Annotated in this window: 10 protein-coding genes; 7 read left to right on the top strand and 3 right to left on the bottom strand. The window is 73.0% G+C overall.

Annotated elements, in window-relative coordinates; genetic code table 11:
* Positions 1-91: 91 nt before the first annotated feature.
* From guaB to DNL27_RS04070, 7 genes are all read left to right on the top strand, one after another.
* Positions 92-1,588, top strand: coding sequence for an IMP dehydrogenase (gene guaB / locus DNL27_RS04040; RefSeq protein WP_058955290.1), 1,497 nt, complete (start codon positions 92-94; stop codon positions 1,586-1,588).
* 49 nt (positions 1,589-1,637) lie between these two features.
* Positions 1,638-2,759, top strand: a complete 1,122-nt coding sequence (locus DNL27_RS04045) for a GuaB3 family IMP dehydrogenase-related protein (RefSeq protein ID WP_112234753.1) — start codon at positions 1,638-1,640, stop codon at positions 2,757-2,759.
* A gap of 53 nt (positions 2,760-2,812) precedes the next feature.
* The gene (locus tag DNL27_RS04050; protein ID WP_012397752.1) at positions 2,813-3,793 is read left to right on the top strand and encodes an SURF1 family protein; all 981 of its coding nucleotides are present in this window, start codon (positions 2,813-2,815) and stop codon (positions 3,791-3,793) included.
* A complete protein-coding gene (locus DNL27_RS04055) occupies positions 3,786-4,379 on the top strand; it encodes a DUF3817 domain-containing protein (RefSeq protein WP_112234754.1) in 594 nt (197 codons plus the stop codon). Before DNL27_RS04050 ends, DNL27_RS04055 begins: the two co-directional genes overlap by 8 nt.
* 42 nt (positions 4,380-4,421) lie before the next feature.
* Entirely contained in the window at positions 4,422-6,020 is a 1,599-nt protein-coding gene (gene guaA, locus DNL27_RS04060; RefSeq protein ID WP_112234755.1) for a glutamine-hydrolyzing GMP synthase, read from the top strand.
* Positions 6,021-6,113: 93 nt separating this feature from the next.
* Positions 6,114-9,971: a DEAD/DEAH box helicase gene (locus DNL27_RS04065; protein WP_204360327.1), complete on the top strand. Its 3,858-nt coding sequence runs from the start codon at positions 6,114-6,116 to the stop codon at positions 9,969-9,971.
* Positions 9,961-10,203 carry a hypothetical protein gene (locus tag DNL27_RS04070; RefSeq protein WP_012397756.1) on the top strand — a complete coding sequence of 81 codons (243 nt, stop codon included), beginning with the start codon at positions 9,961-9,963 and terminating at the stop codon, positions 10,201-10,203. Before DNL27_RS04065 ends, DNL27_RS04070 begins: the two co-directional genes overlap by 11 nt.
* Before the next feature lie 27 nt (positions 10,204-10,230).
* Here the strand turns inward: DNL27_RS04070 and cpaB are convergent, their stop codons facing one another.
* From cpaB to DNL27_RS04085, 3 genes are all read right to left on the bottom strand, one after another.
* Positions 10,231-10,902 carry a Flp pilus assembly protein CpaB gene (gene cpaB, locus DNL27_RS04075; protein WP_112234757.1) on the bottom strand — a complete coding sequence of 224 codons (672 nt, stop codon included), beginning with the start codon at positions 10,900-10,902 and terminating at the stop codon, positions 10,231-10,233.
* A 135-nt stretch (positions 10,903-11,037) separates the two neighbouring features.
* The gene (locus tag DNL27_RS04080; protein WP_112234758.1) at positions 11,038-11,418 is read right to left on the bottom strand and encodes an FmdB family zinc ribbon protein; all 381 of its coding nucleotides are present in this window, start codon (positions 11,416-11,418) and stop codon (positions 11,038-11,040) included.
* Between the two features lie 58 nt (positions 11,419-11,476).
* Positions 11,477-12,094, bottom strand: a complete 618-nt coding sequence (locus tag DNL27_RS04085; protein ID WP_112234759.1) for a 5-formyltetrahydrofolate cyclo-ligase — start codon at positions 12,092-12,094, stop codon at positions 11,477-11,479.
* Between the last annotated feature and the right edge of the window lie 9 nt (positions 12,095-12,103).

Consider the following 12,103-nt stretch of genomic DNA (forward strand, 5'->3'; position numbering starts at 1 on the left):
ACGCCGGGAGGGCGTTCGCGGCCCGTAGACTGGGGGCGACATTCTCGCGTGGAAGGGACTACCCGTGTCTGACAACGTGCCCACGGCACTCATGGACGACCCGTTCGGCTTCACCGGACTGACCTACGACGACGTCCTGCTGCTCCCCGGCAACACGGACGTGATCCCCTCGGAGGCCTCCACCAGCACGCGGCTCTCGCGCCGGATCACGCTGCAGGCCCCCGTGCTCTCCGCCGCCATGGACACCGTGACCGAGTCCGCGATGGCCATCTCCATGGCCCGCCAGGGCGGCATGGGCGTGATCCACCGCAACCTGTCCATCCAGGACCAGGCGGACCACGTGGACCGCGTCAAGCGCAGCGAGTCCGGGATGATCACCAACCCGGTGACGGTGTCTCCGGACGCCACCCTGGCGGAGCTGGACCGGCTGTGCGGCTACTACAAGGTCTCCGGGCTGCCCGTGGTGGACGAGGACCAGCGGCTGCTGGGCATCATCACCAACCGCGACACCCGCTACCTGCCCGAGAGCGACTTCGACACCCGCCTGGTGCGCGACGTGATGACCCCCATGCCGCTGGTCACGGGCAAGGTGGGGATGGGCAAGGACGAGGCCCACGCGCTGCTCGCCCAGCACAAGATCGAGAAGCTGCCGCTGGTGGACGAGCAGGACCGGCTGACCGGGCTGATCACCGTCAAGGACTTCACCAAGGCGGAGCAGTACCCCCTGGCCACCAAGGACGATGAGGGTCGGCTGCGCGTGGGTGCGGCCGTGGGCTTCTTCGGCGACGGCTGGGAGCGCGCGATGACCCTGGTGGAGGCCGGGGTGGACGCGCTGTTCATCGACACCGCCAACGGCCACTCGCAGGGCGTGCTGGACATGATCGCCCGGCTCAAGAAGGAGCCCGCGGCGGCGCACGTCGACGTCATCGGCGGACAGGCCGCCACGCGCGCCGGCGCCCAGGCGATCGTGGACGCCGGCGCGGACGCCGTGAAGGTGGGCGTGGGCCCGGGCTCCATCTGCACCACCCGCATCATCGCGGGCGTGGGCGTCCCGCAGATCACCGCGATCAACGAGGCCGCCCAGGTGACCATCCCCGCGGGCGTGCCGCTGATCGCCGACGGCGGGCTGCAGTTCTCCGGCGACATCGGCAAGGCGCTCGTGGCCGGCGCGGACTCCGTGATGCTCGGCTCGCTGCTCGCGGGCTGCGACGAGTCCCCGGGGGAGCTCGTGTTCGTGCAGGGCAAGCAGTTCAAGGCCTACCGCGGCATGGGCTCGCTGGGAGCCATGCAGTCCCGCGGCAAGAACACGTCCTACTCCAAGGACCGCTACTTCCAGGCGGACGTCTCCGACGACGAGAAGCTCATCCCCGAGGGCATCGAGGGCCAGGTGCCCTACCGTGGGCCGTTGTCCTCCGTGCTGCACCAGCTGGACGGCGGGCTGCGCCAGACCATGTTCTACGTGGGCGCGCACAGCGTGGACGAGCTCAAGCACAAGGGCCGCTTCGTGCGGATCACCCCGGCGGGGCTCAAGGAGTCCCACCCGCACGACATCACCATGACGGTGGAAGCCCCCAACTACAAGCGCTGATCCGCGCCGCACCCACCCCCGTGCGCACCGCGCGGTGAAAGGACCCTTCGTGAGCTACGACATCGAGATCGGGCGTTCCAAACGGGCGCGCCGCACGTTCAGCCTGGACGAGATCGCCCTGGTGCCCTCCCGGCGCACGCGCGACCCGCAGGACGTGAGCACGGCGTGGCAGATCGACGCCTACCAGTTCGACATCCCCGTGGTGGGTGCGCCCATGGACTCGGTGATGTCCCCGGCCACGGCCATCGACCTCGGCCGAGCCGGCGGGCTGGGCGTGCTGGACCTCGAGGGCCTGTGGACCCGCTACGAGGACCCGCAGCCCGTCCTGGACGAGATCGCGGACCTCAGCTCCGAGAACCTGCCGCAGGCCACGCGCCGCATGCAGCAGCTGTACTCGGCGCCCATCCAGCCCGAGCTGATCACCGCCCGGCTCGCCGAGATCCGCGAGGCGGGGGTCAGCGTGTCCGGGTCCCTGTCCCCGCAGCGCGTGGTGGAGCACTACCGCACCGTGCTCGAGGCCGGTGTGGACCTGTTCGTGATCCGAGGCACCACGGTCTCCGCGGAGCACGTGTCCAAGACCCAGGACCCGCTGGACCTCAAGCAGTTCATCTACGACCTCGACGTCCCGGTGATCGTGGGCGGCGCCGCGGGGTACACCCCGGCACTGCACCTCATGCGCACGGGCGCGGCCGGCGTGCTCGTGGGTTTCGGCGGGGGAGCGTCCCTGCGCACCGAGTCCATCCTGGGCATCCACGCGGCCATGGCCTCGGCCATCTCGGACGTCGCCGCGGCCCGCCGCGACTACCTCGACGAGTCCGGCGGGCGCTACGTCCACGTGATCGCCGACGGCGGTCTGGGCACCTCGGGCGACATCGTCAAGGCCATCGCCATGGGCGCAGACGCCGTGATGCTCGGCACCCTGCTGGCCCGCGCGGAGGAGGCACCCGGTCAAGGCTGGCTGTGGGGCGCGGAGGCGCACAACCCGCACTCGCCCCGCGGTGTGCGCACCCACGTGGGCACGGTGGGCCCCCTGGACGAGCTGCTCAACGGGCCCTCCCGCCACGTGGACGGCTCCTCCAACGTGATGGGCGCGCTGCGCCGGGCCATGGCCACCACCGGCTACTCGGACCTCAAGGAGTTCCAGCGCGCCGAGGTGGTCATCCGCAGCTGAGTGCAGCCTCGGGAGTGTGGAGAACGTCCAGGGGTGGCCAGTAGGGTTGAGGGGTGCTGAAATCCGCCCTGCGTCCCCGCTCCCTGGCCTTCCTGGCGGTCGCCCTGCTCGTGGCGGTGCTGTTCGTCCTCCTGAGCCGCTGGCAGCTCAACGCGTCCCTGACCTCCACCACCGTGGCGGACCCCTCCAAGGACCGGGTGAGCAACCTGGAGAGCGTGGTCCCGCCCGGCGAGGCGACCACCGCCCAGCAGGCGGACCACGTGGTCACCGCCGTGGGCACCTATCGCCCGGAGACCACGGTGCTGGTCCCCGGCAGGCTCCAGGACGGCGTCTCCGGGTACTGGGTGGTCACCGAGCTGGTGCTGCCCGAGTCCCGTCAGCGCTGGGATGCCGCGGACCAGGACCTCGGGATCGCCGTGGCACGTGGCTGGGTGGCCTCCCCGGAGGACGCACCCCGGGCGCCCACGGGGGAGATCCGGGTCACCGGTCGCCTGATGCCCACCGACTCCCCGCTGCCCAGTCAAAACACCGAGCGCGGGCAGGTGGCCTCGGTGGCCTCCGCCCAGCTGAGCAACCTGTGGAACGCGCCCCTGTACTCGGGGTACGTGGCCGCGTTCGCGGAGGGTCCGGGGGAGTACCCCGCGCCGCTGGCCGATGACGGAACCGTGGCGGCGTCGGCCGGGCCCCTGGGGGCGGGGCTGTCCCGGCTGCAGATCGACCAGCAGCCCACGGACACCTCCGTGCACGCACTGAACCTGTTCTACGCCGTGGAGTGGGTGGTCTTCGCGGGGTTCGCCATCTTCCTGTGGTGGCGTTTCGTGCGGGACGAGCACCTGCGCCGCGAGAACCCCGAGCAGTACTTCTACTTCGACGGCGACTACTTCTGGGACGAGTCCGAGCAGTCCTACTACTACTGGGACGCCCAGGACCAGCGCTACTACTACTTCGACGACCAGCCCGCGGTGGCCGGTGGGCAGCAGCGCACCCCGCCCCGCGACACCCCGCGACCCGACAACGGAGCCACCCATGACTGACCAGACGCCGCAGCCCGACCAGCAGCCCCGCCCGGTGCGACGCACCGACGGTGTGCGCGTGAGCGCCCCGGAAGACGCCAGCCCCGAGCGCGCGACCGTCCCGGACAGCGTGCGTGCCAAGGCCGCCGCCCTCAGGCCGCGACGCCGCTTCGGCGGCACCGAGGCGCAGATCCGGACCGCGCTGAACATCTACAAGGTGTGCGCGTGGGTCTCCGGCACGTTCCTGCTGCTGCTCGTGGCCGAGATGGTCACCCGCTACGCGCTCGGCTACGACCTCATCGCCGGGGGCACCGACAAGACCACGGGGCAGAGCGTGGCCCTGGGCTGGCAGAACCTGGATCTCGAGAACCTGGCCGGTGGCGTGAACGTGTCCACCTGGATCCTGATCGTGCACGGCTGGTTCTACGTGGTCTACCTGCTCTCGTGCCTGCGCGTGTGGTCCCTCATGCGCTGGCCGTTCCCGCAGCTGATCGTCATGGCGCTGGGCGGTGTGGTGCCGTTCCTCTCGTTCATCGTGGAGCGCAAGATCCACCGCTCCACCGAGGCGGAGCTCGCGGCCAATCCCAAGGCCGCCAAACGCTACTGAGGCCCGCCGGGGCACGGGCCCACGTGTTCTAGACTTGGGGGCGTGACTGAAACCCCTGACAACCTGAGCGAACTGGAGCAACGCCCGGTACTCGTGGTCGACTACGGTGCGCAGTACGCGCAGCTGATCGCCCGCAGGGTGCGCGAGGCCAACGTGTACTCCGAGATCGTCCCGCACACCTGGTCCACGGAGCAGATCCTGCAGCGCAACCCCGCTGCCCTGATCCTCTCCGGCGGCCCCGCCTCCGTGTACGCGCCCGGCGCGCCGCAGCGCGATGCCGAGCTGTTCGAGGCCGGCGTACCCGTCCTGGGCATCTGCTACGGGTTCCAGGTCATGGCCGCCGCCCTGGGCGGGACCGTGGAGCGCACGGGGGTGCGCGAGTACGGTGCCACCACCGCCACGTGCCAGGACACCGCCGTGGGCACCCTCCTGGACGGCACCCCGGACGTGCAGACCGTGTGGATGAGCCACGGTGACTCCGTCACGGCCGCCCCCGGGGGCTTCACCACCCTGGCCACCACCGAGGGCGCCCCCGTGGCGGCCTTCGAGAACCGCGAACGCCGCCTCTACGGCGTGCAGTGGCACCCCGAGGTCAAGCACTCGGCGTACGGGCAGAAGATCCTGGAGAACTTCCTCTTCAACGGCGCCCAGCTGAGCCCCACGTGGTCCACCGGCAACATCATCGAGGAGCAGGTGGCCGCGATCCGCGCCCAGGTGGGTGACGGCAAGGCCCTGTGCGGGCTCTCCGGCGGCGTGGACTCCGCCGTGGCCGCGGCCCTCGTGCAGCGCGCCATCGGCGACCGCCTCACGTGCGTGCTCGTGGACCACGGGCTGATGCGCCAGGACGAGGTCGAGCAGGTCGAGAAGGACTACGTGGCCGCCACGGGCGTCAAGCTGCACGTGGCTCGGGAGCAGGACCGCTTCCTGGAGGCCCTCAAGGGAGTCACCGACCCCGAGACCAAGCGCAAGGCCATCGGCCGGGAGTTCATCCGCGCGTTCGAGGCCGCCGAGGAGAAGGTGCTGCGCGCCGAGGCCCAGGACGGCGAACCCGTGCGGTTCCTGGTCCAGGGCACCCTCTACCCGGACGTCGTCGAGTCGGGCGGTGGTGAGGGCGCGGCCAACATCAAGAGCCACCACAACGTGGGCGGCCTGCCCGAGGACCTGCAGTTCGAGCTCGTGGAGCCGCTGCGGGCCCTGTTCAAGGACGAGGTCCGCGCGGTGGGCCGCGAGCTCGGGCTGCCCGAGAACATCGTGGGCCGCCAGCCGTTCCCCGGCCCCGGCCTGGGCATTCGCATCATCGGCGAGGTCACCGAGCACCGCCTGGACATCCTGCGCCGCGCGGACGCGATCGCGCGCGAGGAGCTCACCAGGGCGGGTCTGGACGACGAGGTCTGGCAGATGCCCGTGGTGCTGCTCGCGGACGTGCGCTCCGTGGGCGTGCAGGGCGACGGCCGCACCTACGGTCACCCGATCGTGCTGCGACCGGTCAGCTCCGAGGACGCCATGACCGCCGACTGGTCCCGGCTGCCCTCCGAGCTGCTGGCGCGGGTGTCCAACCGGATCACCAACGAGGTCGAGGAGATCAACCGCGTGGTCCTGGACGTGACGTCCAAGCCGCCGGGAACCATCGAGTGGGAGTGACCCCCGCCCCCTGAGGACCATCGTCAGTTCCGGTGCGCCGGTCGGCCCCACTTCCCCGTGGCGCAGACCGGCGCACTCGTGAGTAGGAGCACCATGCCGACACCCGCACCGCACGACGCCCCCCGCGAGACACCCCAGGACGCGGGTGCCTCGCCGTCGGACGGCCAGCACCCCCGTGTGTCCCTGCGGGCGTGGACCCAGCAGATGGACGCCTACACCGGCCCGGACACCCTCCTGGACTTCAATCAGGTGGACAACGTGTGCATCGACCTCACGGAGGCGAACTCCTCGGGGCAGGCGCAGCTGCTGATGCAGCGCCCCACGCGGCTGTCCACGATGATCCACCAGGACACCCCCGCCTACGACCGGGCGGTGCGCTCCGCGCGGGCGCTGCGCACCAAGATCCACGAGCTGTCCGTGGGCCACGGGCTGGACGCCGCCTACCTCGCGGCGGGCACCGCCTCCTGGCTCGCGGACCCGGTGGCGGACGGGCTGCGGCGCTTCATCGCCCCCGTGCTGCTGGCCCCGGTGAGCGTGAAGCTGCGCCCGGACCACAAGGACTTCGAGCTGCACATCGTGGGCCCCGCCCACCTGAACCCGGCGCTGGTCCGCCGGCTGCGGGAGGACCACGGGGTCGAGCTTGCCACGGCGGAGATGTCCCGGCTCGCGTACGGCACGCGCAAGCTCGACCCGGCGCCCGTGCTCGAGACCCTGCGCCAGCTGGCCGCGGAGGTGCCCGGGATGCACGTGGAGCACCAGCTGGTGGTCTCCACGTTCGCGGACCTGCACGAGCGCCCGGCGGACGAGCACGTGGTGGCCCGGAGCCGGTTCGTGGCGGACCTGGCGCGGTTGAAGAACCCCGAGGTGGGCAAGCTGCCGGTGGTCGAGCCCGTCACCAACCGTGCCCCTGCCCTGGACGAGCGCGATCCAGCGCAAGAGCTGCTGCTCACGGACCTGGCCGCGGACCAGCAGGAGGTCGTGGACCTGGCCGAGCAGGGGGAGAGCTTCGTGGTGGGCACCCCGGTGGGGACCCCCGCCGTGGACACCGTGGTCTCCACCGTGGGCGCCCTGGTGCACGGGGGGCGCAGCGTGGTGGTCCTGGGCGAGTCCCGCACCACACTGGCCGCCTTCACCCGCGCCTGGAACCGCACGGGGCTCGACTCGCTCGTGCTGCCCCTGGGCTCGCACCTCAGCCCGGACGACGTCGCCGAGCGGCTCGTGCGCGCCGTCGCCCGCAACGAGCGCGCCGTCCAGCCGCAGACGGAGCAGATCCATGACGTGCTCCGGCGCTCGCGCGAGCAGCTGCGGGTGCACGAGGAGTCCCTGCACGCCCGGCGCCCGCGCTGGCAGGCCTCGCCGTACGAGGCCATGCAGGCGCTCGCGGAGCTCACGGCGCGCGAACCCGGCCCGCAGACCGCGGTCCGCTTCCGCCGGTCGGTGCTCGACGCCGTGTCCCACCGCGCGGAGGTGCGGCGCCAGCTGCAGCGTGCGGCCGGGCTCGGCGCGTTCGACGCCGCCACCCTGGCCAGCCCGTGGCACGGTGCCCGGCTGGTCAACGACGACGAGGCCCGGCAGGCGCACGAGCTCGCGAAGTCCCTGCTGCTGGAGCTGACCACCCTCACCACGGCCATGCGGCACGTGCTGGGGGTCTCGGGGCTGCGCGTGGGCACCACGATCGCCGAGTGGGAGCAGCAGCTGGAGCTCGTGATCGACGTGGGCAACTCGCTGCGCCACCTCACCCCGGACATCTACGACCGCCCCGTGACGGACCTGATCGCGGCCACCGCGTCCGCGTCCTGGCGCCGTGACCACGAGATCGAGCTCAGCGGCCTGCAGCGCTCCCGGCTGCGCAAGGCTGCCAAGGAGTACATCCGTCCCGGCGTGCACCTCTCGGACCTGCACGCGGCCCTCGTGAAGGTGCAGTCGGAGCGGGACCGGTGGCGGCAGTGGGCCACCACCCTGGAGCAGCCCGCGGTCTCCGACCGTGCGGAGGAGACCCTGCGCACCCACCGGCGCTTCCGCGAGGACCTCGAGGGCCTCGCGATCGCCCTGGAAGGCTCGGCCACCGCGGCCCGGCTGGAGTCCGCGAGCGTGGACGAGCTCGCGGTGATCCTGGACGAGCTGATCAACGACGAGCCCCACCTGAGCACCCTGCCCGAGCGCACCGTGCTGCTCGAGGACCTGCGCGCCCGGGGCCTGGGCGAGTTCCTCGAGGACCTCGAGACGCGCGGGGTGCCCGCGGAGCGCGTGGACGACGAGCTGGAGCTCGCGTGGTGGCAGTCCGTGCTGGAGGCCATGATCAGCGGGGACGACTTCGTGGCCATGCCGGACGGCACCCAGCTGCGCAGGACCGAGTCCGCGTTCCGACGCGCCGACTCGGCCCACGTGGCGGCGGCCCCCGCTCGCCTGGAGCACGAGCTCGCCACCCGGTGGTCCCTGGCGGCCCGGCAGTTCCCTCGCGAGGCGCGGCTGCTGCGGGACATGCTGCGCAGCGGACGGGTGCGCACCGAGGAGCTGGACCGGGTGCAGCACCTCACCCCGGCGCTCGTGCCCGTGTGGACGGCCAGCCCGCTCGCGCTCACCGCCACCCTCGGGGAGGAGCAGAGCGTGGACACCGTGGTGGTGCTGGACGCGGAGTCCACCCCCCTCGCGACCACGCTGCCCGCGCTCGTGAAGGCCCGGCAGGTGATCGCGTTCGGCGACCCGCACGCGGGCGGCCCGCAGCCGTTCACCGTGGCACCGCACGTGAGCGCCCGGGACGTGGCGCCGCCCGCCACCGAGGTGGACTCCGCGTGGGACGCGCTGTCCCGCGTGGTGGACTCGCGCAGCCTCACCTCGGTGCGGCGGCCCATGGACCCCCGGCTGTTCGACTACCTCAACGAGGCCTTCTACGACGGCGGGCTGACCCGGATCCCGTACGCCTCGGAGCTCGTGGCCGCCACCACCGGGCTCTCCGCCGAGTACGTGGCGGACGGCGTGGGTGTGCTCACCGCGGGCAGCGAGGGGGTGCAGGCGCCCACCGCGGAGGTCCAGCGCACCGTGGACCTCGTGTTCGCGCACGCCGCCCGCCACCCGCAGCGCTCGCTGGCCGTGGTCACCGCGAGCGCGATGCACGCGGCCCGCGTGGCGCAGGCCGTGCAGCGTCGGCTGCGGGAGACCGGGGAGTCGGCGGAGTTCTTCGCCCCGGGCCACGACTCCTTCCGCGTGGTGGAGCTGCACCGGGCCGCGGGGATCGAGCGGGACACCGTGATCTTCTCCCTGGGCTTCGGCCGCACCACGTCCGGGCGCAGCACCCCGCAGCTGGGGGCGCTCTCGGAGCGCGACGGCCGCCAGGCGTTCGTGCGGGGGATGACCCGCGCGCGGCGGCACACGCACATCGTCACGTCCATCCATCCCAAGGACACGGAGCCCCGCCGGCTCCAGTACGGCGCCAAGGACATGTACCACATGCTCGAGGTGCTCTTCGGGGAGCAGACCACGTCCGAGCGGGCGCCCGCCCCGCCGCAGGACGCGGAGGCGGTGACCGATGCCCTGGTGGCAGACCTGGCCCGCCGGCTGCGCAGCGCCGGGGCCACCGTGCACACCGGCTACGCGCACGCGGTGGACGTGGCCGCCCACGCGGACGCGGAGTCCCTCTCCGCCGGGGCGGTGCTGCAGCCGAGCGCACCGGAAGCCCCGGTGCGGATCCCGGTGGCCATGCGCTCGGACGGCTCGCCGCGCAGCCGGGCGCTGAGCGTGCGCGAGCGCTCCCGGCTGGTCCCGCAGCACCTGGAGCGCGCGGGCTGGAACTACGTGAGCCTGTGGTCCGTGGAGGTGTTCACGGATCCCCAGACCGTGGCGGCACTCGTGCAGCGCTACCTGGGACTCGCGGGCGAGCCGCCCGCCGACGGTGCCGCGGACACGTCCGCCGAGCCGCGGGGCGTCCGGGGCGGGGCACAGGATGGGGACTGAACCCCCGGCCCGGGAAGACACCGGCGGCACCCGGCCGGGCGGGCGTCGTCGTGGCTCGCACCGGCGGGTCACGGGAGGCACCTCCGGCGATCCGGACCGTGCGCTGGGCTCGCAGGACTGGGGTCACGCGGAGCCGGAGCTCGGAGCGGACGCCCCCGACCCCCGCGAGGCCGTGAGCGGATCGGGGCACGAGACCTGGCTGCGGGAGCAGCGGCCCCCGCACTGGGGCTGAGGACCCTGAGGGGTGCCATGTGCGCTCTCACCGGGACACCAGCACGAGCGACACGCGTCCACTGCCCTCCAGGGACGCCAGCTCCGCGGCCGTCTCACGGGGCGCGGCCAGGACCACGAGGCCGGCGTCGTCGTCGGTGCCTGCCGCGAGCAGCGAGCTGCCGGTGCCGGACGGTGCCCCGGCCGCCCACAGCACGGTGACCGCCCGTGCCGCGGTGCGCCCCCGGGCGCTGCGGGCCTCGTCCGTGTGGTGCACCACGTCCACGGCGTCCCCCGGGCGCACGTGCCGCAGCACCGCCGGATCACTCACGCGCACGGTGGCGGCCGTGGTGCCCGTCGGCTGGCCGGTGAGTACGCCGGGGCCCAGCACGGTGGAGGACGTCACGGGCTGCCCCGGGGTGAGCGCCACGGCGCTGGTCTGCCCCTGTGCCTCGGCGGGGGACGCGTACGCCCCGGTGGGGGCCAGCGCCTCGGGGAACTGCGAGACCACCAGGTCGCCCGCGCCCAGGGAAGTGCCCGCGGGGACCTCGTGCGCGGCCGTCACCACGGGAGCGGTCCGGGCCCCGGGAGGGGCCAGCCGGAGGACCACGAGTGTCAGGGCCAGTGCGCACAGCGCGGCGGCCACGAGACGGTGGCGGCGCCGCACCGCCGTGCGCAGGCGCAGTCCGAGCGGATAGTGCGGGCGAGACGATGAGCTCATGACCGCACGCTAGGCACGGGTGACCCGGGCCCCGGCCGTCGATCAGGGAGCGGTGGACAGCTCTGGCCCGCGCTGCGTCGGTGGGCAGGATGGGCAGGGCGGATGCCGCGGGCCCTCAGCCCGCGGCGGCTGCGGTCACTTCTTCCCGTCGCCGCCCGAGCTGCCGCTTCCGGAGCCGCCGGAGGTCGAGGAGCTGGCTGACGACGTGCCGGAGGTTGCGGCCCCCGCCCCGCTGGAGCTGGCGCCGTCACCGGAGGTCGAGGCGGTGGAGCTCTGCGGGCCGGAGTCCCCGGACCCGGCGCTCCCGGTGCCGGAGGAGCGCCCGCCGGCCGAGGAGTCCGAGCGGGAGTCGTTGCGGTAGAAGCCGGAGCCCTTGAACACCACGCCCACCGAGTTGAACTTCTTCCGCAGCTGCCCGCCGCACTCGGGGCATACCGTGAGGGCGTCGTCGGAGAAGGATTGACGGATGTCGAAAGCATGGCCGCAGTCTTTGCAGGCGTAGGCGTATACGGGCACGGGGCTTCCTTCGGTGGGGTGGGGTTCGGCGACCCCTCATCCTACTCGCGGCAGCCCCTCAGTCGGTTCCGCCCAGCCGCAGCACCGCGCGCTCGGTGAGCACCTCGGCCAGCACGGCGTCGTGGGGTTCCCGGGGCGCGTGCCCGGCGGGGAGCACCTCGTCCGCGAAGCAGCACGCCATGGTCCGCGGCCGGTGTCCCGCGCTCCCGAGACCTTCCAGGAAGCGGTCGTAGTAGCCGCCGCCGAAGCCGAGCCGCACGCCGTCGCGGTCCACCGCCACCACCGGCACGAGCAGCAGCCGCACCGCGGCGAAGACGTCCAGCTCCCGGCGGGGTCCGGCCGGTTCCAGCAGCCCCGGCAGGGACCCGGCCACGAGCTCGGCGCCCGGGTGCCACTGCACCCACGCGAGCCGGTGCCCCGGCTCCACGACCGGCAGCCACACGCGTCGTCCCGCCGCGTGCGCGGCCTCCAGCCCGGGCAGCAGCGGCGGTTCGTCGGGCAGGGGGAGGAACGCGGCGACGTCGCCCGGGCCCGTCTGTGCGAGCACCCGCGCGAGCTGCGCCGCGAAGCCCGCCTGTGCGGCGTGGCGCGCCCCGGCGCTGCGACGACGACGCCGCTGCCGCACCTGCGCACGCAGCCGCGCCTTCTCGTGGGTCCCACCTCCGGGCTGCCCCATCCGCGTGCT

Source organism: Kocuria sp. BT304, from assembly GCF_003290245.1.
Lineage (GTDB): Bacteria > Actinomycetota > Actinomycetes > Actinomycetales > Micrococcaceae > Kocuria > Kocuria rhizophila_A.

Coding starts and splice junctions, on each gene's coding strand:
- guaB (WP_058955290.1), top strand. CDS start 92: ATGGACGACCCGTTCGGCTTCACCGGACTGACCTACGACGACGTCCTG.
- DNL27_RS04055 (WP_112234754.1), top strand. CDS start 3,786: ATGACTGACCAGACGCCGCAGCCCGACCAGCAGCCCCGCCCGGTGCGA.
- DNL27_RS04065 (WP_204360327.1), top strand. CDS start 6,114: ATGCCGACACCCGCACCGCACGACGCCCCCCGCGAGACACCCCAGGAC.
- DNL27_RS04070 (WP_012397756.1), top strand. CDS start 9,961: ATGGGGACTGAACCCCCGGCCCGGGAAGACACCGGCGGCACCCGGCCG.
- cpaB (WP_112234757.1), bottom strand. CDS start 10,902: ATGAGCTCATCGTCTCGCCCGCACTATCCGCTCGGACTGCGCCTGCGC.
- DNL27_RS04085 (WP_112234759.1), bottom strand. CDS start 12,094: ATGGGGCAGCCCGGAGGTGGGACCCACGAGAAGGCGCGGCTGCGTGCG.